This window comes from Flavobacterium daemonense, assembly GCF_007341385.1.
In the GTDB taxonomy this organism is placed as follows: domain Bacteria; phylum Bacteroidota; class Bacteroidia; order Flavobacteriales; family Flavobacteriaceae; genus Flavobacterium; species Flavobacterium daemonense.
In genome coordinates this window covers 320,029-343,562 of the sequence record NZ_VJYD01000002.1, presented here as the reverse complement: position 1 = coordinate 343,562, position 23,534 = coordinate 320,029, and the positions used below count along the sequence as shown (strand labels likewise).

Here is a 23,534-nt window from a genome sequence, read left to right as displayed (position 1 = left end):
ATCCTTTCAAAAAATTAGCGCATATGATTGTTTCTGCCTAATCCTATTTTATTTTTTGGAATAATTAGGATACTTACGTTTTTTTCGCGTTCAGATTTCTACATCTGAACCCATTTTTTCATTTATCCTAACTTATCATGACAGAAACTACAATACAGAAAAGCTTCTTTTCTAAAATTTTCACCACTTTAAAACAAGCCTTAAAAGGCGATGAATCCTTTGATTATACTGCAGGAAGTATAAAAAAGGCAGTAATTCTATTAGCAATTCCAATGGTTTTGGAAATGATGATGGAATCCGTTTTTGCTTTAGTCGATTTATATTTCGTCGGGCATTTAGAACACAGCAGTTTTGCCATTCAAACCGTTGGATTGACAGAATCCGTTTTAACGATTATATATTCACTTGCAATAGGAATGAGTATGGCAGCAACCGCTGTAGTAGCAAGGAGAATTGGCGAAAAAGATCCAATCGCGGCCTCTAAAGCCGGAATGCAGGCTATTATTGTGGCGTTTGCAGTAAATAGTTTTTTGAGCATTTTCGGAATTATGTATGCCAAAGATATATTACTACTGATGGGTGCTTCGGTTGAAGCTGCCGAACACGGTTTCAAATTTACTCAAATCATGATTGGCTCCAGTTTGTGCATCATGCTCTTATTTTTGATCAACGGAATTTTCCGTGGAGCTGGAAATGCTGCAATTGCAATGAAAAGTCTTTGGATTGCTAATATCTGCAACATTATTTTATGTCCGATTTTAATTAATGGTCTTGGCCCAATTCCTGCTTTCGGATTGGTTGGTGCTGCATTGGCAACAACTTTCGGAAGAAGTATTGGTGTTTTATATCAGGTTTATCATTTATTTTTTGGAAACGGAATTCTAAAAATCAAGATTCCCTATTTTGCTCCCGATTTTAAGCAAATAAAAGCATTAATTAAAATTGCGGCGCCGGGAATTCTGCAATTTGTAATTGCTTCTTGTAGCTGGATTTTTTTGGCACAATTAGTAGCAACGACCGGAGGCGATCATGGTTCAGCAGGTTATCAAACCGCACTTAGAATTATGATGTTTTTTATTCTTCCGGCTTGGGGATTAAGCAATGCAGCTGCGACTTTGGTTGGGCAAAATTTAGGAGCGAAGCAAATTGAACGTGCCGAGAAATCGGTATATACAACCGCGCGCTACAACGTGATTTTTATGGCTTCAATTATGATTATAACTTTGATCTTCGGACAATATATTATTTCCTTTTTCACAAATGATGAACAAGTAAAAGTTGTTGCCATTGAAGCTTTGCAGATAATGAGTATCGGATTTATTTTTTACGGAATTGGAATGGTTTTAATCAATACATTCAATGGAGCGGGAGATACCTGGACACCAACAGGAATTAATTTTTTCGGATTTTGGTTATTTCAAATTCCATTGGCTTTTGTATTGGCAAAACATTTCAATATGGGACCAACAGGAGTTTTTATTGCAATTCCGGTAGCGGAGACTGCAATTACTTTAGCTGGAATCGTTTTTTACAAAAGAGGAAAGTGGAAACGAGTTCAGGTTTAAAACATTCTTTGTACAATATTTCCTAAATTTTATCGTTGGAATTTACTTAAAACCAAAAACTAATTTATTATGAAAATCAACAGAAAATTTTTAGGAATTGTTAGTGCAGTATTTTTATGTGGACTTTTTGCTTTTATACCAGTAGAAAAAAAAGTAGTAGTTATTGATGCCGCTCACGGCGGAGATGATTTTGGTGCAGATTTGCAAGGTTTACAAGAAAAAGTAATTGTTGAGAAAATTGCGAAACTGGTTAAAGCTCAAAATAAAAATGAGAATTTAGAAATTGTTTTGCTTCGTGAAGGTGATCATTTTATGGAATTAAGCGAAAGAGTTTCTATCATCAATAATCTAAGTCCGAACTTAGTAATTTCACTTCATATTAATTCTTCTCCAAACATTAATAAGAATGGAGTTGAAGCTTACATTTCGTCAAACAAAACATTTTACAATCAGTCTAAGACAAATGCCGAAGTTCTAGTTGATAAAGTTGCGGGGAATTATTTTTCGAAAAGCGAAGTGAAAGAAGCACCTTTTTATATTTTGAAAAATTCTAATTGTCCTGCATTGACTTTAGAAGTTGGATATTTATCAAATGTAAATGATCGAAATTATATTACTAGTGAAAAAGGTCAAAGTGAAATTGCTGCAAAAATCTTGGAATCGTTAAAATAAATAGAAATATTGCGAATAAAAAGACCTTCAAATTTTTGAAGGTCTTTTTGCTTAAAAGTTAAAAGTTTTATAAACCAAGTTTTAGTGTACAAAATTATGTACCTTTGAACGTACGTTTTAAAGTGTCAAATTATGAAAGCAATTACGATATCAACATTACGAAAGAATATAAAAAACTATTTTGATGAAGTTTCTGAATCATCAGAAGTAATTGTTGTTCCAAGAAATTCAGAAGAGGATGCGGTTGTAATAATTTCTATGAAAGAATATAATTCAATATTAGAAACACAACATTTATTGTCAACTAAGGCAAATAGAAAAAGACTTTCAGAATCTATAGAACAAATGGAAAAAGGAAAACTTATCGACTTTAACTTAGATGAGCTTTAAATTATATGGATATTAGTTTTACCAAAAATGGCTGGGAAGAATTTGAATATTGGTTAGAAAACGATACAGATACTGCGATAAAAATAAAAGAGTTAATAAAATCTATTCGCGAGAATCCTTTTAAAGGAATTGGAAAACCGGAACCTTTAAGATATGACTTAAAAAGTTTTTGGTCACGCCGAATTACGGCAGAACATCGATTAGTTTATAAAGTTTCAGGAACAAAAGGTGTTGATCAAAAATGTGTAATTTTACAATGTCGATTCCATTATGATGAATAATAAAAAAAGACCTTCAAATTTTTGAAGGTCTTTTTTGTATTAAGAAACTTTGTAAAAGTCAATTTTAAACAAACTCATATCCCGCATAAACCTGCTCAATCTCTTTCATAATCGCGAATAAATCTTCAGGAGCATCAGTTGTAACTAATTTTTGTTTGAATTCTTTAAACGAATGAATTCCTTTGAAATAATTGGTATAATGACGACGCATTTCTACAATTCCCAATCGTTCCCCTTTCCATTCCATTGACCATTTTAAATGATTTCTAGCAGCTTCAACACGATCAATAACCGTTGGAGCAGGCAAGTGCTCGCCGGTTTTAAAAAAATGTTTTATTTCATTAAAAATCCACGGATAACCAATCGCAGCACGACCGATCATGATACCATCAATTCCGTATTCATTTTTATAATGTAATGCTTTTTCAGGACTGTCGATATCGCCATTTCCAAAAATTGGCATTGTAATTCTAGGGTTGTTTTTTACACGTGCAATATGCGACCAGTCAGAGTGGCCTTTGTACATTTGCGCACGAGTTCTAGCATGAATTGTCAAAGCTTGAACGCCGATATCTTGTAGTCTTTCAGCAACTTCATCAATATTGATGGAATTTTCATCCCATCCTAAACGCGTTTTTACCGTAACAGGCAAATCAGTTCCTTTGATAACCGCTTTTGTTAAACGTACCATCAAATCAACATCTTTCAAAACTCCTGCACCAGCACCACGGCAAACAACTTTTTTTACCGGACATCCAAAATTGATGTCCACTAAATCTGGTTTTACAGTTGAAACAATTTTAGAAGACATTTCCATCGCTTCTTCATCTCCACCAAAAATCTGGATTCCAACCGGACGTTCGTAATCAAAAATATCCAGCTTCATTCTGCTTTTGATTGCATCACGAATTAATCCTTCTGACGAAATAAACTCAGAATACATCATGTCTGCGCCGTGCGTTTTGCATAATCTGCGAAACGGTGGATCACTCACATCTTCCATCGGAGCTAGTAGTAAAGGAAATTCGGGTAATTCTATGTTGCCAATCTTGACCATCTTCATAATTTTTTGCAAAATTACAACTTTTAGTTCAATTTGTACCAAATTGAGGCTCAAAGGTTCAGAGGGACAAAGTGACAAAGGTTTATACTCACGGATTTGTCATTTCGACCGAAGGGAGAAATCACACGCGAAAATCCGTTCCTAAAAGCTCCAATCTTTGTAGAATTCCTTGTGTGATTTCTCCCTTCGGTCGAAATGACAAATAAAACTTATTTTAGTTTAGATTAGAAAACCTTTGTCCCTCTGAACCTTTGTAACTTTGCATCTATAAAGTTACCTATAATCAAAAAACCGAATTGGTTTTCGGCTCATTGGATTAAAAACCAAAGGGTTCAAAACTTCTTTTGAGGCGAATTCTATTTTTGGAGTCACTCTCAATTTGGCTCTAAAATGATCTTTTATTTCTTGTAGAAATTCTGGAGTTTGATTTTTTACGGCAATTTTTATTAGGATTTCATCGGTGCCTAAATCATTTGTTGAGATTTCGATTAAATGATTTTCGATATTGTCAAAACTGCTCAAAACATCGTTCATCGCTGGTGGATAAAGTGTTGTTCCTTTGTATTTTATCATTTGTTTTTTACGGCCAACAACTGGACCAACTCGCAACGTATTTCTGCCACAAGCGCACGGTTCGTGATGAAGCTGGACAATATCTCCGGTTTTAAAACGTAATAAAGGCATGGCTTCAATTCCTAAAGTAGTAAAAGTCAGTTCGCCGGTTTCTCCGTTTTTTACCGGAATATTATTTTCGTCGAGAACTTCTACAATAATTAATTCTGGATGATGATGTCCGCCTTTTCCATGTTCACATTCGGTAAAAGCGGTGCTCATTTCGGTAGAAGCGTAAGTCGAAAATAACTTAATATTCCATTTGTCCGTTATTTTTTTTGACAAAATATTCATTGAAAAATCTTGTTCTCTCAACGATTCTCCAATGCAAATTGCGCCTTTTATGCTAGAATTATTATAGTCGATTCCGTGAATTTCCGCGTATTCAATTAATTTCAAAAGAAAAGAAGGAACGGTAATTAAATAAGACGGATTGTATTTTAAAATCGAATCCCATTGCATTTCTGGAATTCCGGCGCCAACACGAATTACGCCGACTTTCAATTTTCTTAAACCAAGAAAATAAGCAAGTCCGGCCATAAATTTTCGGTCGATTGTCGTCATTAACTGCACCACATCACCTTCGGCAATTCCGGCGCAGGCAAACGAAATCGCTTCGTTATAAGCCAATCTATCTAAATCAGAATCGGTTAAACCAAAAGTTACAGGATCGCCCAAAGTTCCTGAAGTAGAGGCGTAATCAATAATTTTATGCTGCGGAACACACAAAAAATCGTCATTATATTGCTGTAGATCTTCTTTGGTTGTAACGGGCAGATATTGCAAATCTTCCAGCGTTTTTACTTTTGCAATATCAATATTTCGTCCAGCAAAAAGCCTTTTGTAAAAAGGAGAATTGTCGCTGATATATTTTAAAAGTTCAACTAATTTTTGTTCCTGAAAAATTTTAATTTCTTCTAAAGAATTTTTTTCTATTGCTGGAATCATTGTAATTTTCTTTTGAGTTTTTTTAAATATTCTTCAATTTTTGCTTTTTCAGGAGCCGTGGTAATTTCTTTGGTCAGTGCTTTTTCAAAATTAATTTGAGCGGCACGAAATTGTTTCTGTTGATAAAAGTACAACCCTGCTTTGTAATATACAACCCAATAATCTGGGTTTAAAGATTGATAATGCGGAATAAATTCGGGCGAAATAGTTTTTTTCTTTTTAAGATACAAATCCATTTGGTGATTTTCAGCTTTAAATTTTTTATAGTTTTTAAAAGCTTCTGTATCGATAAAAGGATCTTTGGCAATATTTAAATTTTCTTTTTCAAATGAAATTGCAGTATTCAATTTTTTCCCATTAAAAATAGAATCCAGATTATAACAAACAAATTCGCCCATTTGAAATGGATTTGCAGAAACCCAAACTAATTTTTCTTTTGGCTTGAAAATAATTCCGTGATGCGCAAGCAATTGGTTTAGTGCTTTTTCATTGCCAAGTCCTAACGGAATATCATTTAAGCCATTTTTATTTCGCAGAATTTCTGAAGCAATTTTCGGATTGATTTTTTTGTTTTCTGCTAAAAGTTGGTGCATTCGGTCAAAACGATATTGCGAATGACTGTCTCCAATTTGTGCCTGATTCCGTTTTTCATCTTTGAAGACTTCGCTCTGAAAATGATTCGAACAAACTAATTGATTGGAATTTGGAACTTCATAAACAGCCATTTTTTTTGGAGAAACTTCAATTAAAACCGCTTTATTGTCTTTTGCACTTCCTACCATTATAGATTCAGAAACAAATACCGATCGTTTTTTTGCAATAGCTACAGCTTCATCGACAGTTGAAGCATGTTGCAAAATTTCACGGGTCACAATTGAAATCGGGGTTTTTGCGCTCATCGGAATTTCTGATTTTGCCGCATTGATCGTAACCGTCAAACCCTGCTGGTTCATTCCAGAAACGGCGCCAATCATTCCGGGCCAGGCAACCATCATAAAATTATAACCTTGTTCTGGTTTTACAAAAGCTACAATTTTATTTTCTGCGAAAGCATCATTTACATAAAAATCAAAATTTCGCCCGAGAATTAAATTCCCATCTTCCGATTTTTCGCCCCAAGCCGCAAAAGACGAACATCCAACTAATGCCAAATCCTGCAAAGCGTGCCCAATATCGTGCGCCGCGTGCAAATACAAACCGCGTTGATATTGTGGTGCAAAATTGTCAAAGTCATGCGACGTGTATTGCGAAACGCCAAAAATCTCTGTTTGATATTCATCAGGAACATTTGAGTATAATTTTCTGTTGTACCATTTTAAGAATTGACGCAATAAGTTCTGTTCAAATTTTGACGGAATTAAATCTTTTATTTTGGAGAAGAAAATAGTTTGCTGTCTTTGCAGAAGCGAGTCGGTTAAAGCGCCAGTGTTCAGACCAATTTCTAAAGGATCGCCTTCAACGTATAATTCCCAAAGCCCTTGCTTATTTTTTAAAAGTGAATTATTTCCAGAAATAAAAACGCTGTCTGAAATTTTGGTAACAACTGGTTTTACCGCATTATAAGAGGTAATATCAGGTTGATGATTTTTTGATTTTGATGTACCGCAGGAAATAATAATCTCAAAAAAACCGAGGAAGAAAAGATATGTAATTCGGTTTTTCATAATTCAGATTATTCTGTTTCCTGATTAATTTTATTGATTAGATATTCTTTTCCCACAATTTCGGAACAGGTTACTACGGCACCAATCGTTACGCCAAGAACGCCATGCATATTGATGCTTTGTCCTGTAAGATATAAATTTTCTAACTTGGTTTTTGACGGAATCAATGTTTTCAGCGGATTATTGGAATCTTTAACATAACCGTACATATTTCCGTTGTCACCGCCAATATAATCGCGATACGAAAGCGGACTCGAAGTGTGTATCGACTTAATACATTTTCTGATTCCGGGGAATTTTATTTCGATTTCTTCTAAAAATTTAGCGGCTTTTCTGGCTTTGAATTCTTCATAACTTTCACCGCGATCGTTTTTTTCGACAGTTGTATTAAAAGTTTCCGACCAAGGCAAAACATCATCAAAATTCATGTAGGTTATAAACGTCATTCCGTCGGCCCAGATTTCGTCTTCCTTTGAAGCATTCATGGAAGCCATGTACATTTTTGGCCACGAATTTTCGTCATATTCATGCGCCGTCCAAACTTCGTCGCTGTTTTTAAAATGATAATAATTATGATTGATATATTTAAAAGACTGAGGCTTAAAAACCAAATACAAACTAAAAGCAGAAAGTACACCTTCAAGACTTTGAATTCGATTGAAAAATGGTTTTCGGAAATTGGTTTCGCCTGCCATTTTCAAGGTGGTTTTTGGCTCGATATTCGAAATAATGTACGTTCCGGAAACCTGTGTTCCGTCTTTCATTTTCACCGAATTCACTTTATGATTTTCAACCTCAAATCGGGTAACTTCTTTGTGTTTATAAAATTCACCGCCATGCTTTTTTAGTTGTTTTAAAAGCTGTTTTGTAATCTGGCTTCCGCCGTTAATACAGCGCCACGAACTTTGGATATAAGAATTTACGATTAAGGCATGAACGTAAAATGGCGATTTGTCTGGAATGCCGGCGTAAAGAAAATTTGAACCCGCTAGAACAGATTTCAGTTTTTCATTTTTTGTAAAAGAATCAATAGTTTCTTTTGCATTCAAAGTCAGAATTTCAGAATCATATTGTCCTTCTGATTCTAAATTGTAAAGCGGAAAAGAATCACAGATTGATTTCAATTTTTCGCAATAATCAGAAATGTTTTTTTCTTCTTTGGGAAAATATTTTTTTAATTGCTGGACAAAATTTTCATAACCCTGAGCATGCGGATATTCGGTTTTATCATCTTCAAAAGAAATAATGTCAAAAGCATTTTCATCTAATTTTTTCAGATGCAGCTTATCGATAATTCCTAAATATTTAAAATATTGATGCAGATTTTGGCCTTCGCCTAAACCTCCGATATAATGAATTCCAGTATCAAAAATGGTTTTATCACGCACAAAAGTCTGAAGATTGCCACCGTATTGCTTGTTTTTTTCGAGCACACAAACGCTGTAGCCTTCTTTGGCCAGAATAATGGATGACACCAGTCCGCCCAAACCACTGCCAACAATTACAACGTCGTAATGTTCTTTCATTTTAGTTTTTCTTTAATACGATTAGATCGTTTTTTTCTAAAATTGACTCAAAACCAAAGTTAATCAAAGTGTTTTTTAAACGCGGACAATCCATTAAAATTACACACGAAGTTAGAAGTATTGCTTTTTGAATTTCATTTTCCGAATTTTCATCTGAAATTAAAAGAACATCAAATTGATTTTCAGCTACATTTTCTAAATTTTCGAGATAAGAAATTTTTCTTTTTGTAACAACATAATTGGTTTTGGCAACGTCGCGTTTTTCTTCATCGGCAATGTAGGATTGAATTTTTCGCGGTGGTTCTTGAAGTGTCAATAAAACGTCTAATTGTCCGTAATCATTTGCCAAATGCAGTATTTTGGCTTTCGCCGAAAATTGTTTTCCAAGAAGAAAATATGTTTCAAGATGCTTTTTTAGATCTTTTTTCACGCTGTTTACAACTTCAATTTCTTTATAATCGAAACTATGAAGCAGCATTTTTTTGAAATAATCCGGACCTTCTAATTGTTGGCGAATATTGCGATATTCTGTTTTAAAGTAGCTGCTGATTTGTTTTGTTCTCTCAGCGTAATTTTTCCCGAATGATTGATTTTCGGGCGCTATTCTTTCTAAAATTGTAACAGTCAATTGTCCAGAATGAATAACAAAATCCCCTTTCGGAATTAATTCTGAAGCGCCATGAATCACAATTGGAAGTATGTCCAAATTAAATTCTTCGGCAAGGAAAAATGCACCTTTATGGAATCGTTTTACAACATTATTTTCTGAACGAGTTCCTTCTGGAAAAACCATTAAAGAATAACCTTCGTTTACTTTTTTACGCAAATGTTCAACACCGCCTTCTAGACCTTCAGACACCGGATAAAAACCTGCTTTTCGCACAACACCGCCAAAAATAGGAGAGTTGTACACCCAGTCGCTTACCAGAAAAATAATTTTTGGACTCAACATTCCCATCGCTAAAATGTCTAGAAACGAAGAATGATTGGCAATAATTACGGCTGGTTTTTCGAAATTTTCATTGAAATTATTGACGGTTTTTTTGCGAATAAATGGATTTGAATACAATACTGATTTCATAAATTTCGAAACCACATATCTAAAAGCTTTCATTTTTGTTTTAGCACTTAAAGGCAAAATTGGCATTATTGTAAAACTGAAAATCGACATGACAATTCCGCCAAGACCGTAATAGAAAAACGAAATAACGCCATGAATAAAAGTGCGTAAATGATACGGCGGATTTCCTTTTTTCGCTCTATTCGAAATAAATAATTTGAAAAGAATCGGGTAGAAAATAAACGTGATAATCAGCGCCGCAAAAACCCCAATTAATGAAACCGATGAAATTGAAGTCAACGCTGGATGTTTGGCAAAAATCATCGCGCCAATTCCTAAAATGGTTGTAATTACAGCCAGAATAATGGAGGTTCTGTAAATCGCGATTTCATTTTTTCCAGTCGTATATTCTTTTTGAAGCGCGCTGGTCATAAAAATACTGAAATCGACACCATGACCAAAAATCAAAGTGCAGACAATCATGCTGAAAATATTCATTTGAATGCCAAAAATGCCCATAATTCCTGCCGTCACAATTCCTGTCAAAGCGATTGGAATACAGCTTACGATTACCAATTCGATTCTTCTGAAAAAGAAAAATAAAATTAGAATTACGGCAACAAAGGAATAATTGACAAGTGAATTAAAATCAGTTTTCAACGTACTGAAAAACGTTTCGTTCATTTGTTGGCGATCGATCGCAACTAAATTATTTTTGGCTGAAGCCGATTTTACAAAAGCATCTCGCTGTTCTGGCGAAACTTTTACTAAAGTCGAAATCGTATAAAAACCATTTTTTTCAGTCACAAATTCTTTTAACTGCAACGCTTGAATTTTTAAATAATCTGTTGCAGAAATTGGCTTGAAACTAAAATCCAAATGATCAAAAAAGTTCGCATAAGTTGTTGACTTAAAGCCGAGTTTCGAACCTTCGCTAATTAATTCCGATTTTAAAAGTGCTTTTTTATTGGCATCCCAAAACGAATTCCATTTTTCGATTTTTTCTTTTTGTTCTTTCTGCGAAAGCATAATGCCACCAACAGAACTGAAATTCAAGATTTTGTTTTGTTGTTTTTCTTTGGTTAAATCAGTGAAAAGTTTGCTGTTGTTTTGCAAAACTTCGTCCATGCTTTTTCCGTACGAAGCAACATAAATTGTTTTTGAAGTCAAACTGGTACTTTCCTCCAATTGTTTTTCTGCAGCTTTAATTTCCTTTGGAACAAAATTTAATTGCGACAAATCGTTGTTAAAGCCAACATCGTTATATGTAAAACAGCAAATTATGGTGATAATTACACAAAAAGCAATCAAGATTTTATTGTTGTGAAAAGAGAAATGCGCCATTTTATCAATGACATTTTTCTTATGTTCCGCCGGATTTTCTTTTGGTTTGTACAAATGCGGTACAATCAAAAGCGAAAAAATTCCAGTTGCCATAACAATTACGGCGGCAAAAATTCCGAGATCATTCAACGCGTCGGATTTTACGAAAAGCAGACATAAAAATGCAACAGCCGTTGTCGAACTGCTCATAATTACGGGCATCGTAATGTCTTTATACAATGTTTTGATGTCGCTGTTATGCTTATAATGCGTGAGAATATGAATGGAATAATCGATTGTGATTCCGAGTAAAATAGATCCGATTCCAAGCGAAATTGCCGAAATCTGCTCTTTTACAAAATATAAAAACGCAACGGCAAAAAAGGCTCCGAAAACGGTTGGAAGAAAAATAATGAGCGGAATTAAGATTTTTCGATAAAATAAAATCAAAATCAACATCAAAGTAAACATCGCAATTGATGTTGTTAGGACAATATCGCTTTTGATTTGATTGGCATTGGCAACTGCAATTAAAGCCGAACCAAAATAACTGATAGAAGTTTTTCCGTTAAACTTCTGATTTAAATTTTCTTGAATTGATTTTAGTTTTTCTGCAAACAGTGTATTTTTTTCGGTTTCGCTCGATGGAAGATTTGAGGTTATAAAAAGCAATAATTTCTTTTTGTCTTTGGTCATCACAAAACCATTCTCCAGCGTAAAATCATCACCAACATTTAATTGCTGTAATTTTTTTAGCGCCATAAAAGAAATTCCAAGCGGATCACGCTGAATAAAATCTCGAGTAATAAATCCCGAAGGCGAAATAATTGATTTGTAATTTCCTTGAACAGTTGCCGTAATACTGTCTTTTCGTAGTTTTTCTTGAATCGTTTTATAATCTTTATCTTCAAGAAAAAGAGGCAGATTATGGTAAATAAAATCGATTGTTTCCTGAATATTTTCTTCGTCAATTTTTCCTTGAATTCCCGTTACATAAGGTTTGCAGGATTTAGAAACGCTGTCTGAAAATGCAGTTGCCATTTCTTTTAAATCTTCTGCAGAACCGTTTTTTTCGAGTTTGAAAATAACAGTTATTTTATCGGCAAAATTTAATTGTTTTAGGACTTTTGCTGTGACGTCGGCTTTGTCATTGGCAGGAATTAATTTGGTTATATCTTCTTCAAACTTAATTTGAGAAGCAAAAAAGCCAAACACCAAAAGCATCAAAAATGCCAAAGCAACCGACAAAGATTTTCTTCGGTTAACAAATAAATGAATGGCGTAGAAGTATTGATGCATTGTTTTTTATTTTTTTGCCACAGATTCAAAGGATTAAAATGATTTGAAAGTCTGTGTAATTTTGCCACGAATTTCACTAATTAAAATGAAAAACAATTTAAATTAATGTTTTTTCTATCACGATTTTACTAATAGTGAATGACCAAGTATTTTCAGAATTTAAATGAATTAATTCGTGAAAATTAGTGAAATTCGTGGCGAACAGATAGAAAAAATCCATTTAATCTTTTGAATCTGTGGCAAAAATTTATTCAGTTTGTTTCTTGGTAAAAGCGGACAAAAGCAAATAACTTATTGTGCCAACTGATAGCGCCGAAACGGTTGCTAAAATAAGACTTCCTACAATATATTGCGTAGCATTTTTTTGAATATCGTCGAGTGTTATCGAACTATCTAAAATCAAAGGTGCGTCACTTTTGATGAAAATGCTCCCAACTTTTAGCGAAGCGTAAATAATAAACGGAATAAAAGGCGGGAAACTCACATTTGAAGTCAAATAAGCAATGACTTTGTTGAGTCTGAAAATCGCAGCAAAAGTAAAAAGCAAGATCGTTTGAAAACCCCAAAAAGGTGAAAATCCAATAAAAATTCCCAATGCAATTGCGGCCGATTTTTTAAAATTAGAATCTTTGCTTTCTAAAATATCTTCAAGAAAGAACTTTTTAAAACCTTTTTTTTTTGCTCTTCTAAAAAAATCTCTCGGTTTAATGTACAATAAAGCATTGGTAACCAAAACCGTATTTAAAATACTGATTCGGGTAAAATCGCGAAACGGGCGAAAATGCGAAACGCGTTCTGCCGGATCATAAAGAATTTGAATCGGAATGTTTTTTACAACAATTCCTTTCCAAGCTGCACGAACAATCACTTCAATTTCGAATTCAAATTTATTGGTGTAAAATTTCTTTGGAAGCAATTGCAACGGATAAAGCCTAAAACCAGATTGTGTATCATCCAACTTTATTCCGGTTTCAAATTTGAACCAAAAATTTGAAAATTTGTTTCCGAAACTGCTTTTCTTTGGCACATTTTCTTGCGTCATATTTCGGCTTCCAATCAAAAGCACATTTGGCTCTTTTTGAATCTCCTCAATAAATTTCGGAATATCAGATGCAAAATGCTGGCCGTCAGAATCGATTGTTATGGCATATTCAAAATTTTGTTCCAAAGCTTTTCTGAAACCATTTCGAAGCGCTCGTCCTTTTCCTAAATTTTTTGGATGATGAATTTGCGTGAGCTGTTGATATTGTTTTAGAATTTCGAAAGTATCATCAGTCGAACCGTCGTTGACAACAATAATATTTGCCGTATAATTTAAAATAGAATCCAATACTCTTTGCAGCGTTTTGTGATTGTTGTACGTTGGTACAATAACACAAAACGAAGTCGAATCAAGTAAATCGTGCTGAAGTAAAATAGGTTCCATGGGGAGTTATGCTTTCGTTTACTTCACAAATTGTTTCTCTTTTTCAGAAAAACTTTTTGATTGTAAAACAAAGTCTTTTAGATAGTCTTTTAAAACAACGCTTTGATCAGCATAATGCTCGGTAAGATATTTTTTGTCTTCTTTTATGTTCTTTTTATAACCCGTAATTCCCGGAACATTTTCCTGAACACTCAAGCGTATCATTCTGATTTCGATATTGTCTGGGTCGCTTTTTATAGTCGATTCAAGCAGTTTTGCACCTTCTTTAAATCGAGCAATTTTGTCTTTTAATTTTTTTTTGAAATTAGCATCCAATAAAATGGAAGCGGCTTTATATGCAACTAAAGTTTTATCTGCATCATCAGAAATGGCAGCTAGTTTCTCAGAAAATTCTTTGGCATTGCTTTCCGATTTTGTAACGTTTGGATACATTTTTCTGATAGACGCCAAATCTGGACCGCCCACAAAATTTACCCATAAAAGCAATGTCAGTAAGAGTTTCATAGTGTTATTTTTTTATAGATGTTGCTAAGTTTCAAAGCAACAGTCTCGTTAAAATAAGTCGTATTTTTTACTTTAACCAAGTCATTTTCGGTAACCGTAATATCAAGTTCCAAACGCAATTCTGGATTAACTTCTGGGTTAATAAGCGCCATGAATTTTACATTGGCAAGTGTTTGAATCATTAAAGTTTCCTGTGTGATTTTTTCGGTCAGTTCTTTAATAATCTGAATCATACACACGCCTGGCATAATTGGATTTCCTGGAAAATGGCCTTTAAAAACTTCATGTTTTTCATTGACCAAAATCGTAATAGTATATTTAGAATCACCTGTTTTTTCTTCTGAAAGTATCTTATAAAAATCTTTTAAAACCATTTTTATTTTACTTTAAAAGTATAACTGATACCAAATTGCAATACCTCATTTAGAATAATTTGATCATAATAGTAGTCATTATTATTAATGCCATCATAACCATAAATATCAATTAATCCTTGTTTGAATCGTGCTTCAAAAGTCAATCCATTTGGCAAACTATAACCAATTCCGCCAACAAAAGCCAAATCTGTACCAATTGGATCATAACCGTAGCGTCCAAAATTATCACTTGTCTTAAAGTCAATAGATGGTCCCGCCAAAACATGAAAACCTTGTCCGCCAAAGTTAAACTTTGCAACTGCACCAAGCGTTACATAATTCAACTCATATTTTGTATCTTGAAAATTATTTGATCCGTTGAAGTATTCTCTGCCTTCCGCACCTTGTCTTGAATACGTTATTTCAGGTTGAAGTGTGAAAAATTTATTGAATTTTATTGCAACCAAACCACCAACATAATAATCAGATTTCATGCTGTTGTTGTCGATATTGGTTAGATTTGTAAGGTTTAAACCGCCTCTAATTCCTGGACTTACAGATACTTGTGCCTGCGATGAAAAAAGTCCGATGAATAAAACAAATGCAATTAAGGTTAATTTTCTCATAGTTGGTTTGGTTTGTATGAATGTAATTTTTATTCCGATTTAAAATAATTTAGCTCAATAGTAAGCTTGATGTTTTGATGTAAAATGACAACTTTTTTAGCAAAATTATCGTTTTCTAAAGTAAAAGTAATTGTTATTTTTTCTTTTGCCTTAGATGCACGAACGATTTTTTCTAATTTCTGACCTTTTTTAGAGAAGAAAAGATAATTGTCGCGATCTCCGTCTACCGATTTATAAATGTCAAAATATTCATTTTCAAATTGTTCCTGAATCTGATATTCTTTTTTAAGAAGCAATCGAAAATCTTCTTCTAAAGTATTAATTAGGATTTTTCGATCTAATTCTGACACAATCGAATTGACTTTAAAAGTCTTTTCAGAAATTTCAAAATCCAATAATTTATTCCCGAATTCGGTTGTAAAAACCACGCGATGCGTTGTATCATTTATTTTCTTGGCAATAAAAATTCCAGACAATTCATGACCATAAACCGTGATGTTGGTTTTATAAACATAATCGGTTCTTGAGTTGGCGAAGTACGGAACTTCAATACTTGTTTTGTCTAATTTTTTAGGCGTATAATTTTTGGTAACCGAGCCACAGGAAACCAAAACAATTGCCAGAAAACAATTAATTAGTAAAAATTGAATCGTCGATTTTTGCATTGATCACTTTATTTTTAAGTACAATTCGGGTATAATCTTCTGATGATTCTAATAATTTTACCTGAACTACAGTTGCTTCTTCTTTATCAAAAGTCAGTTCGATTTGTTTGATGTATTTTTTCAGCGTAACATCTTTCGGAATAAATTTCGCCAAGTTCTGACCTTTCAATTTAAAATAGGAAATCGTAAATTCTTTATCGTCAAACATATTGCCACTTACACTTCCAATAATCAATTTGTTGATTCTAGCAAAAATTTTACTGTTGCCAATATCAACCGCACTTTTCTTTCCTTCATCGTTAATCAAGATTTTTCCGTTCTTGAAAACAATGCTGTAATTGTATGGTTTTTTATATTGCCATGATAATAACGCAGGTTCTTTAAAAACCATTTTTCCAGATGTTTCGATATCTTTCGATAAAAAATCCAAATGTTTGTATTGAACAAAATCAGTGCTCAAAGTTTTGATTTTTTTCGAAATCACATTTACATCTTGTTTGAAAGTTGCAATTTCGGCATCGGTCATTTTTTGTTCCTGAGCGAACAAATTACCTGAAATAAATAGAATTAATAGTGCTATTTTAGTTTTCATGTTTTGTCAAAAATTGTGTTTAAATATTTTGCCACAGATTAAAATGATTAACACAGATTATGAGTTTAGTCCTTTGGGTGTAATTATTTTCAACACATAGATACATAGTTTTTCAATATCTAAATAAAGGCGTTTCACTAATCTAAACGCACATAGTTTGTCTATGTGTGGAAACGTGTTTCTTTTGATCTCTTTTTTCGTCACAAAAACCTATGTTTCTATGTGTTAAATGTTTTTACCCAACGTATAATAAAATTCGTATTAATCCGCGTCTTTGCGTTAGCGAATCCGTTTCATCCGTGTTCAATTTTATAAGCATTAAGACTCAGTAATTCCTCCACAGAAACCACTTCATAATTATTCTGCTGTAAAAATTGCAAAAACTGTTCCAATACCAAAACAGAGTGCGGAGCAGTATCGTGCAAAAGTACAATTCCGCCGGGAGAAACTCGTTTTTTAATTCGGTTTAAAATTAAATCCTGATTTTTTGTTCCGCCGTCAAGCGAACGAATATTCCAGCCAATAACTTTGTGTCCCGTAACTTTTAAAGCTCGACGAATTGATGGCGTGGTAACTCCGTAAGGCGGACGAAAAAAATTGATTTTTTTTGATGTGAATTTTTCCAGAAGTTCATCTGTTTTCTGAAGTTCCTCGGTTATTTTATTAGCATTATAAAAATCAAAAAACTTCGAATGTGAATACGAATGATTTCCAACCAAATGACCTTCGGCAATAACTTGTTTTAAAATTTCAGGATGCTTTTCAATATTTTTTCCAATGCAGAAGAAAGTCGCTTTGGCATTGTATTTTTTCAGAAGTTCCAAAACTTCCAAAGTAAATTCACTCGGACCGTCATCAAAAGTTAGTGCAATTTTTTTTTCTGTTTCCGAAGGATTATTGCAGAACGCTTTTACATGATAATTCGAAGAAATTCGAGCAGAACCAAACGCATTTATTCCTAAGCAAATCAAAACAATCAAAACAAACCACAACAAATTAATTGCCGTATAAAGATTCAAGAGAAACAGTAAAAGCAATAAAAAAATAAAAAACAGAGATATGTTTTTATGCGTTATCATTTTGAAAGCAACGTAAAACTGTGATTTTTTCCGTTAGATTGATTGTACAATAAAATGGTATTATAACTTGGTTTTGAAACCGAATTTACTTTGATGATTTCAGGAATTTCTTGAGTTTTTATAATTTTTGATGCCATCCACAAAGCAAAAGCCGAAGCCGTGTCGTAGGCACCGCTCAAATGTTTGTAATATACTTGAGGCGTTTGTGCAAAAGTATTTTCGGACAGATTTTTATAATAGAAATCAGAAGCTGCGTTTCCATCAAGACCTAAAACAACGGCGTCAAGATCTGAAATTTGTAAATTATTTGTTTTTAAAAATGAAACTAAAGCTGTTTCAACTTCATTTTTTCCCAATGTATTTATGATTTCAACATCAAGAATTTCGGCATAAGTCGACTCTTTTCTTTCGTTTTCCAAAACAAAAAAACTCGCACCTTCGCCATAAACAGCTCCAGTTGAATTTGCATTCAAAACATTCGAAGGAAGATCATTTTCATTTTTAATTCTTCCTGCCAATTTGAAAAGCGAAACGGTATATTCTCCATTTTCATCAACTCCTCCGACTAAAATTGAATTAGCTTCCGCTTCTTCAATCTGCATTTTAGCATCCAATAGCGCCGATTCAAAAGAAACCGCTCCATTTACATACGTAAAATTATAACCTTTGCATTGTAAAGAAAGCGCAATTTGTGCGCCAACCGTGTTGTGTGTCGACTGAATAAAAGAAGTTGGCGTTAAAAATTCTTCATTATTATCCAGAATGTTTTTCAGGAATTTTTCAGAATCTTCAATACAACCCAAACCAGTTCCAGTAATAATGGCGTCGACATTTTCGACATTGGCATCTTTCATTGCCAAAGCCGAAGCTACGATTCCGTTTTTTACTCCTTTTGCCATTCGGCGAATTGCTGCAGGAGAAATATAATCTTTGTAAACCGGAGCAACTACAGCTAATACATTTTCAGTAGTATTAACGATGGCTTCTTCAAAAAAAACAGTATCAAATGTTTTTTGAGTCGAAATACAGCCTACTCCATTTATATATGTTTTTTTCATCTAAAGATTATTTTTTTTAAGGAATTTGGAATCATCATTTTTAATTTATTAGTCTCAAAAATAATTTAAAAACTACGTGTTTTAGTGCATTCTGCTTTCAGCTTCTGAATTTTTTTTAACCACAAATTACACAAATTTTCGCCAATTAATTTGTGTGAATTTGTGTAATTTGTGGTTAAAATTAAGCTTTTAGTATTTTAGTTTTTATTGAATAATGAAGATTTCATTAGTTTTTAGAAAATATAAGGGTGGAACAATTTCCGCCAAAACCAAAAGAATTAGATAAAACGTGTTCGATATTTTTCATTTTTAAAGTTTTTTGAGGTTCCAATTCAAATTCTTCCATTGGAACTTCAAAATTCAAATTCGGATAAACGACACTATTTTGAATGGCCAAAACGGAATAAACAGCTTCAATCGCCGCCGCCGCCGCTAAAGTGTGACCCGTAAATGGTTTTGTCGAACTGAAATCCGGAACTTTTTCATCTTTATAAATTCGGAGCAAAGCTCTTCCTTCAGATAAGTCGTTATTTGGCGTTGCAGTTCCATGAACGTTGATGTAATCAATTTCAGAAGGTCTTAAACCCGAAACTTCAAAGGCTTTTTTCATGGCCAAATAAGCACCGTCGCCATTTTCTGAAGAAGCAGTTTGATGAAAAGCATCATTTGCATTTCCGTAACCCGAAACTCTTGCCAAAACTTTTTTATTTTGCTTCGCAACAATTTCATCCGATTCTAAAACTAAAAAAGCGGCCGCTTCACCAAGATTTAATCCTTTTCTTGTATTATCAAAAGGTTTGTTATAATCGTCAGATAAAATCATTAACGTCTTGAATCCGTTGATGGTGAATTTTGCCAAAGCATCAGTTCCACCCACAATTACGCGATCCAGTTTTCCGGTTTTGATCAATCGCGCACCCAACATAATTGAATTTGCTGCAGAGGAACAAGCCGTACTGATTGTCGTCACCATTCCTTTTAAACCCAATTCTTCGGCGATTTTTTGTGCAACATCACCGCCGTCATGGCACGAAATATATTTTACAAGATCAGGATTTTCGAAATAATCATAATAATGAGTTTCGGTCATGTCCATTCCACCAACGCTTGTCGCCGAAATAAGTCCGGTTCTAAATTCGTTGATCGAAGTAATTCCGGCATTTTCAACAGCTTGCTTGGCCGCAATTGCGCCAATCATTGCTGTTCTTGAAAAGTTGTTACTTTCTGGAAGATGTAATTCGGAAACCAGTTCTTCATTGGTTTTTTTGATTTCACCAACTTTAATAACATCGGCATGAACCGTCGGAATATTTTCAATTCTGGAAATACCGATTTTATTTTCGATTAAGGAAATATAATTTTCTTCGACAGAATTTCCAATCGAAGAGATAATTCCCATTCCCGTTATTGCGACACCTTTCATTTTTAGATTTATGATTTTAGATTGTAGATTCTTAGAACTTTGACAAAGTTGACAGATTTTAGATCTCAATTGAAAATCTAAAATCTGAAGTCTAAAATCTAAAATTTATTTAGTTCTATTAGCGCTAATGTACGCAGCCATCGTTTCGATTGACTGGAAAATTGCTTTTCCTTCTTTCGGATCAACTAGTTTTATTCCGTAGTCTTTATCAAGAATCACGATTAATTCAAGTGCATCAATCGAGTCTAAACCTAAACCGTCTCCAAACAAAGGATCGTTGTCTGCAATGTCTTCAACAGCGATATCTTCTAAGTTTAAAGTCGTAATGATTTTATTTTTTAATTCTTCTTTTAATGCTTCCATGATTATTTATTATATAATGTATTGATATTTTCGTCTCTATATTTCTCATTTTCTTCCTTGCTGATGACGCAGAGAAAAGCTTTGTAATTCTCATCAAAATATTCCACCCAGCCACAAAGAACTTTATCTGCTTTATCTGAATTCAATAAAATATTCGAATAATTCGACATAAATTCAGTGTTGAAAGCATCAAATATAAAGAAAGAATTCTCACTTTTTAACTGATGACGAATACTTATTTCGCCCAAACAAATATTTGGCAGCGTATAAACAAAAACCGCCGGACTAGGATAATAGTTTTCTTTGTCTGAAATCGATTCTTGATATTTTACATCAGTATCTAAACTCGACGATTTATTCGCCAAAACCAGAGCGATATTATTCTCTTCTTCAGATGAAATTATCGGACTCAAAAGCAACTCTGATCCTAAAAAAGCCAGTTTGCTCAAGGCATCCATTTTGAAAAACTTTGGATATTGGATTTCAAAATTACGCAATGCTTGTTTCGCGAAATCAGCAAAATCAGTCGGTTCAATTTTGAATACAGAAGTTCCGTTCAAAACAATTTCGTTGTTTTGGATGGTGATGTAGGATTGTATGTAGGTTTTGGTTTGAGTCATTTTGCTAATTTAGGAAACCCAAGTTTGAACAATTTTTTTAATGTGCCATTTTCCGGATTTATTTTCAATTGTAATTGTAAATCCTCTTCCGCATTTTCCTCCTCCACAAGAAGCTTCAGCAGATAAAACTCCTCTCGTTTTGGTTTTATTAAACAAAATTCTCGAAAACCAAACTGCTCCAACAGGCATGGAACTTTTTTCATCATTTAGATCCCAAAGATTTGAATCAGGGAATTTTGATAGATATTGAAAATTAAATTTTTTATTATTTTTAAAAGGATTTAAATCAAATTTAAAATTTTCTACTTCTTTTCTTTTATCATAAATACATCCTTTTTTTTGACATTCCTTAATCAACTGTTCTTTATCAAACCCGCCAATTTTTTCAACTAAATCAGTTACGCCAAGTAAAATTTTAGTTGTATCTTTTTTGATGCTGTCTTGCTCCCGCCAATATTTTTTTAGTTGCGCATGATAACCAATCGTATCTTCTTTATTTGTTTTGAAATCAAATTTAGGTGGTGGTGGTGGAATAACGGTTCTTCTATCCATATAAATTGAATCAACAATTTCTAGAAAAACATTATTGACTACATTTTTTTCAAATCGTAATTCATCTACCTTCTCAACTTCCTTTTTTTTACATCCAAAAAAAGAAAGAAGAATTAGAGTTATAAATATGAATTTTGATATTTTCATTATGCTGAAATTATCCTCTCACTTTTCATTATTGCTAATGCTTTTTCGGTTTCATTCGATCCATCACTTAAAGAACCTGGAAGCATAATCAAACGTTTCTTAAGTTTTCCACTTTCGTCTTCAAACATGATTTCAAATCTTGAACGTGTTAAACCAGTTTTTCCATTTATAAATTTAGCATCTTTAATTTTATTTCTTTCAATAATTGGTGTAGCAGAATTATTAATGCTTTTTGAAATTGAGTAAACTAAAAATATAGAAAGAGCGCCAAACAATAATGCAGAGCCATTTTCTTTGTTTTGAAAACTTGTAAAAGCTTGATATAACATGAAAATTACAATTCCAGAATAGATAATTAAGATTTTTGCGATTCCATTTCCAACAACTGCTTTTGAAATATTTCCAATTATTCCGTCTCTGGTCAAAACTATTTTATCTGATAATACGTGACAGAATCCAGTTTTTGTCTTAAATGTTTTTTCGTTTTCCATTAATTTTTTTATTTAAATCTTCTCAAAAACCACAGCCGTATTACAACCTCCAAATCCAGAAGCCGTCTTCAAAAAATACTCAATACTTGCTTCTTTATTTTTCTCAATAACATTTACAGCTTCACTAACTCCAATTTCATCAAAACCTTTTGATTCAAAAAGCATATTTTTATTCGCTGATTCAATTGCAATTACCGTTTCCAATAATCCCGAAGCGCCTAACGTATGACCATAAAATCCTTTCAAACTATTGATTGGAACATTTTGTAAATCCAATCGGTTTAAGGCAATCGCTTCCATTTCGTCGTTGAAAGGAGTTGCGGTTCCGTGTGCAGAAATATAATCTAATTTATTGGCGTCAATTTTTGCTTCTTTCAAAGCATTTTGGATACTTCTAAACAAACCTTCGCCAGTTCTTGAAGGTCCAGAAATATGATTCGCATCGTTTATAGAACTATCACCAATTACTTTTATTTTTGCGTTTTTGGCTTCCGCAGAAACTAAAACTGCTGCGGTTGCTTCGCCCAAACTTACTCCGGTTCTGTTTTTAGAATAGGGTTTACAAGGCAATTCACTCATCGCTTGAAAAGCATTAAAACCAGACAAAACAAATTCGGAAACTTCGTCGCCGGCCACAACAAAAATGTTATCATATAATTCAGATTGAATCATTCTTTTGGCAACAGAAATGGCTAAAATTCCGGAAACGCAGGCATTTGAAACAACGATTGGCTGTGTTTGAAATCCGAAGAAATCAGAAACATTTTTAGCTAAAACATCTAAATGTGCGTTATTAAAACTTTCTTGAGAATTCTCTTTTAAAGCCGTCACATTTCCTTTTGTTGTCGAAAGTATAAAAGCAGTTTTTGAATTCAATTCAACTCCCGAATTTTTGATAATCGGCTCTAAAGCCAAAATCATCATTTTCTCTAAACGGGAATATTTTGTTTCAGAACTGATTTTTGAGAAAGCGCTGTTTATTTTTTCATCAGAAATAATCGAAGCATAAAATGAATTTGGCATCAAAGAAATATCGCTATGAAGCTGAATTCCCGAATCGTCACGCAAAATCGCTTCGATGTTGGTTTCAACATCAAAACCTAAAGGCGTAATACAATTCGTTTCGTTGATATATATTTCTTTTGACATTTTATGATTAATTTTTTGTGCGTTTTTATGGCACGCAGATGACGCAGATTAAAACAGATTTTTATTTATAAACGTTGAAC

23 protein-coding genes are annotated in these 23,534 nt (G+C 33.4%); 4 read left to right on the top strand and 19 right to left on the bottom strand.

Annotation, left to right across the window (positions count from 1 at the left end):
* The first annotated feature begins 137 nt into the window (after nt 1-137).
* The 4 genes from FND99_RS03800 to FND99_RS03785 all read left to right on the top strand — a co-directional run bounded on the left by FND99_RS03800 (nt 138) and on the right by FND99_RS03785 (nt 2,908).
* Complete coding sequence (locus FND99_RS03800) at nt 138-1,565, top strand: MATE family efflux transporter (RefSeq protein WP_144336652.1); 1,428 nt, start codon at nt 138-140, stop codon at nt 1,563-1,565.
* A gap of 69 nt (nt 1,566-1,634) precedes the next feature.
* Entirely contained in the window at nt 1,635-2,237 is a 603-nt protein-coding gene (locus tag FND99_RS03795) for an N-acetylmuramoyl-L-alanine amidase family protein (RefSeq protein WP_144336651.1), read from the top strand.
* A 132-nt stretch (nt 2,238-2,369) separates the two neighbouring features.
* Nucleotides 2,370-2,627: a type II toxin-antitoxin system Phd/YefM family antitoxin gene (locus FND99_RS03790; protein WP_144336650.1), complete on the top strand. Its 258-nt coding sequence runs from the start codon at nt 2,370-2,372 to the stop codon at nt 2,625-2,627.
* A gap of 5 nt (nt 2,628-2,632) precedes the next feature.
* Nucleotides 2,633-2,908, top strand: a complete 276-nt coding sequence (locus FND99_RS03785; protein WP_144336649.1) for a Txe/YoeB family addiction module toxin — start codon at nt 2,633-2,635, stop codon at nt 2,906-2,908.
* A gap of 64 nt (nt 2,909-2,972) precedes the next feature.
* Here the strand turns inward: FND99_RS03785 and dusB are convergent, their stop codons facing one another.
* The 19 genes from dusB to FND99_RS03690 form a co-directional block, all read right to left on the bottom strand.
* Nucleotides 2,973-3,965, bottom strand: coding sequence for a tRNA dihydrouridine synthase DusB (dusB, locus tag FND99_RS03780; protein ID WP_144336807.1), 993 nt, complete (start codon nt 3,963-3,965; stop codon nt 2,973-2,975).
* 279 nt (nt 3,966-4,244) lie between these two features.
* Entirely contained in the window at nt 4,245-5,531 is a 1,287-nt protein-coding gene (locus tag FND99_RS03775; RefSeq protein WP_144336648.1) for a phenylacetate--CoA ligase family protein, read from the bottom strand.
* A complete protein-coding gene (locus FND99_RS03770; protein ID WP_144336647.1) occupies nt 5,528-7,195 on the bottom strand; it encodes a C45 family autoproteolytic acyltransferase/hydolase in 1,668 nt (555 codons plus the stop codon). The genes FND99_RS03775 and FND99_RS03770 overlap by 4 nt, the downstream gene beginning before the upstream one ends.
* A gap of 8 nt (nt 7,196-7,203) precedes the next feature.
* On the bottom strand, nt 7,204-8,721 hold the full coding sequence (locus FND99_RS03765) for a phytoene desaturase family protein (protein ID WP_144336646.1): 1,518 nt from the start codon (nt 8,719-8,721) through the stop codon (nt 7,204-7,206).
* 1 nt (nt 8,722) lies between these two features.
* Nucleotides 8,723-12,403 (bottom strand): 1-acyl-sn-glycerol-3-phosphate acyltransferase, encoded by a 3,681-nt coding sequence (locus tag FND99_RS03760; RefSeq protein ID WP_144336645.1) that lies wholly within the window; start codon nt 12,401-12,403, stop codon nt 8,723-8,725.
* A 247-nt stretch (nt 12,404-12,650) separates the two neighbouring features.
* The gene (locus FND99_RS03755) at nt 12,651-13,829 is read right to left on the bottom strand and encodes a DUF2062 domain-containing protein (protein WP_144336644.1); all 1,179 of its coding nucleotides are present in this window, start codon (nt 13,827-13,829) and stop codon (nt 12,651-12,653) included.
* 18 nt (nt 13,830-13,847) lie between these two features.
* A complete protein-coding gene (locus tag FND99_RS03750) occupies nt 13,848-14,333 on the bottom strand; it encodes a hypothetical protein (RefSeq protein ID WP_144336643.1) in 486 nt (161 codons plus the stop codon).
* Nucleotides 14,330-14,707, bottom strand: coding sequence for a hotdog family protein (locus FND99_RS03745; protein ID WP_144336642.1), 378 nt, complete (start codon nt 14,705-14,707; stop codon nt 14,330-14,332). The genes FND99_RS03750 and FND99_RS03745 overlap by 4 nt, the downstream gene beginning before the upstream one ends.
* Before the next feature lie 2 nt (nt 14,708-14,709).
* On the bottom strand, nt 14,710-15,315 hold the full coding sequence (locus FND99_RS03740) for a porin family protein (RefSeq protein ID WP_144336641.1): 606 nt from the start codon (nt 15,313-15,315) through the stop codon (nt 14,710-14,712).
* A 29-nt stretch (nt 15,316-15,344) separates the two neighbouring features.
* Complete coding sequence (locus FND99_RS03735) at nt 15,345-15,980, bottom strand: hypothetical protein (protein ID WP_144336640.1); 636 nt, start codon at nt 15,978-15,980, stop codon at nt 15,345-15,347.
* Nucleotides 15,946-16,572: an outer membrane lipoprotein carrier protein LolA gene (locus FND99_RS03730; protein WP_144336639.1), complete on the bottom strand. Its 627-nt coding sequence runs from the start codon at nt 16,570-16,572 to the stop codon at nt 15,946-15,948. The genes FND99_RS03735 and FND99_RS03730 overlap by 35 nt, the downstream gene beginning before the upstream one ends.
* A gap of 293 nt (nt 16,573-16,865) precedes the next feature.
* On the bottom strand, nt 16,866-17,651 hold the full coding sequence (locus FND99_RS03725; RefSeq protein WP_144336638.1) for a polysaccharide deacetylase family protein: 786 nt from the start codon (nt 17,649-17,651) through the stop codon (nt 16,866-16,868).
* Nucleotides 17,648-18,709 carry a beta-ketoacyl synthase N-terminal-like domain-containing protein gene (locus tag FND99_RS03720; RefSeq protein WP_144336637.1) on the bottom strand — a complete coding sequence of 354 codons (1,062 nt, stop codon included), beginning with the start codon at nt 18,707-18,709 and terminating at the stop codon, nt 17,648-17,650. Before FND99_RS03720 ends, FND99_RS03725 begins: the two co-directional genes overlap by 4 nt.
* A 226-nt stretch (nt 18,710-18,935) precedes the next feature.
* Nucleotides 18,936-20,132, bottom strand: a complete 1,197-nt coding sequence (locus FND99_RS03715) for a beta-ketoacyl-[acyl-carrier-protein] synthase family protein (RefSeq protein WP_144336636.1) — start codon at nt 20,130-20,132, stop codon at nt 18,936-18,938.
* Between the two features lie 105 nt (nt 20,133-20,237).
* Nucleotides 20,238-20,495: a phosphopantetheine-binding protein gene (locus FND99_RS03710; RefSeq protein ID WP_008465883.1), complete on the bottom strand. Its 258-nt coding sequence runs from the start codon at nt 20,493-20,495 to the stop codon at nt 20,238-20,240.
* 2 nt (nt 20,496-20,497) lie between these two features.
* Nucleotides 20,498-21,115: a 3-oxoacyl-ACP synthase gene (locus FND99_RS03705; RefSeq protein ID WP_144336635.1), complete on the bottom strand. Its 618-nt coding sequence runs from the start codon at nt 21,113-21,115 to the stop codon at nt 20,498-20,500.
* 9 nt (nt 21,116-21,124) lie between these two features.
* Entirely contained in the window at nt 21,125-21,814 is a 690-nt protein-coding gene (locus tag FND99_RS03700; RefSeq protein ID WP_144336634.1) for a hypothetical protein, read from the bottom strand.
* Nucleotides 21,814-22,305, bottom strand: a complete 492-nt coding sequence (locus FND99_RS03695) for a phosphoribosylaminoimidazolesuccinocarboxamide synthase (RefSeq protein ID WP_144336633.1) — start codon at nt 22,303-22,305, stop codon at nt 21,814-21,816. Before FND99_RS03695 ends, FND99_RS03700 begins: the two co-directional genes overlap by 1 nt.
* Nucleotides 22,306-22,317: 12 nt before the next feature.
* Nucleotides 22,318-23,454: a beta-ketoacyl-[acyl-carrier-protein] synthase family protein gene (locus tag FND99_RS03690; RefSeq protein WP_144336632.1), complete on the bottom strand. Its 1,137-nt coding sequence runs from the start codon at nt 23,452-23,454 to the stop codon at nt 22,318-22,320.
* Between the last annotated feature and the right edge of the window lie 80 nt (nt 23,455-23,534).

What these genes read in the sequence shown, in the direction of transcription:
- FND99_RS03800 (WP_144336652.1), top strand. Translation starts at nt 138, where the DNA reads ATGACAGAAACTACAATACAGAAAAGCTTCTTTTCTAAAATTTTCACC.
- FND99_RS03795 (WP_144336651.1), top strand. Translation starts at nt 1,635, where the DNA reads ATGAAAATCAACAGAAAATTTTTAGGAATTGTTAGTGCAGTATTTTTA.
- FND99_RS03790 (WP_144336650.1), top strand. Translation starts at nt 2,370, where the DNA reads ATGAAAGCAATTACGATATCAACATTACGAAAGAATATAAAAAACTAT.
- FND99_RS03785 (WP_144336649.1), top strand. Translation starts at nt 2,633, where the DNA reads ATGGATATTAGTTTTACCAAAAATGGCTGGGAAGAATTTGAATATTGG.
- dusB (WP_144336807.1), bottom strand. Translation starts at nt 3,965, where the DNA reads ATGGTCAAGATTGGCAACATAGAATTACCCGAATTTCCTTTACTACTA.
- FND99_RS03775 (WP_144336648.1), bottom strand. Translation starts at nt 5,531, where the DNA reads ATGATTCCAGCAATAGAAAAAAATTCTTTAGAAGAAATTAAAATTTTT.
- FND99_RS03770 (WP_144336647.1), bottom strand. Translation starts at nt 7,195, where the DNA reads ATGAAAAACCGAATTACATATCTTTTCTTCCTCGGTTTTTTTGAGATT.
- FND99_RS03765 (WP_144336646.1), bottom strand. Translation starts at nt 8,721, where the DNA reads ATGAAAGAACATTACGACGTTGTAATTGTTGGCAGTGGTTTGGGCGGA.
- FND99_RS03760 (WP_144336645.1), bottom strand. Translation starts at nt 12,403, where the DNA reads ATGCATCAATACTTCTACGCCATTCATTTATTTGTTAACCGAAGAAAA.
- FND99_RS03755 (WP_144336644.1), bottom strand. Translation starts at nt 13,829, where the DNA reads ATGGAACCTATTTTACTTCAGCACGATTTACTTGATTCGACTTCGTTT.
- FND99_RS03750 (WP_144336643.1), bottom strand. Translation starts at nt 14,333, where the DNA reads ATGAAACTCTTACTGACATTGCTTTTATGGGTAAATTTTGTGGGCGGT.
- FND99_RS03745 (WP_144336642.1), bottom strand. Translation starts at nt 14,707, where the DNA reads ATGGTTTTAAAAGATTTTTATAAGATACTTTCAGAAGAAAAAACAGGT.
- FND99_RS03740 (WP_144336641.1), bottom strand. Translation starts at nt 15,315, where the DNA reads ATGAGAAAATTAACCTTAATTGCATTTGTTTTATTCATCGGACTTTTT.
- FND99_RS03735 (WP_144336640.1), bottom strand. Translation starts at nt 15,980, where the DNA reads ATGCAAAAATCGACGATTCAATTTTTACTAATTAATTGTTTTCTGGCA.
- FND99_RS03730 (WP_144336639.1), bottom strand. Translation starts at nt 16,572, where the DNA reads ATGAAAACTAAAATAGCACTATTAATTCTATTTATTTCAGGTAATTTG.
- FND99_RS03725 (WP_144336638.1), bottom strand. Translation starts at nt 17,651, where the DNA reads ATGATAACGCATAAAAACATATCTCTGTTTTTTATTTTTTTATTGCTT.
- FND99_RS03720 (WP_144336637.1), bottom strand. Translation starts at nt 18,709, where the DNA reads ATGAAAAAAACATATATAAATGGAGTAGGCTGTATTTCGACTCAAAAA.
- FND99_RS03715 (WP_144336636.1), bottom strand. Translation starts at nt 20,132, where the DNA reads ATGAAAGGTGTCGCAATAACGGGAATGGGAATTATCTCTTCGATTGGA.
- FND99_RS03710 (WP_008465883.1), bottom strand. Translation starts at nt 20,495, where the DNA reads ATGGAAGCATTAAAAGAAGAATTAAAAAATAAAATCATTACGACTTTA.
- FND99_RS03705 (WP_144336635.1), bottom strand. Translation starts at nt 21,115, where the DNA reads ATGACTCAAACCAAAACCTACATACAATCCTACATCACCATCCAAAAC.
- FND99_RS03700 (WP_144336634.1), bottom strand. Translation starts at nt 21,814, where the DNA reads ATGAAAATATCAAAATTCATATTTATAACTCTAATTCTTCTTTCTTTT.
- FND99_RS03695 (WP_144336633.1), bottom strand. Translation starts at nt 22,305, where the DNA reads ATGGAAAACGAAAAAACATTTAAGACAAAAACTGGATTCTGTCACGTA.
- FND99_RS03690 (WP_144336632.1), bottom strand. Translation starts at nt 23,454, where the DNA reads ATGTCAAAAGAAATATATATCAACGAAACGAATTGTATTACGCCTTTA.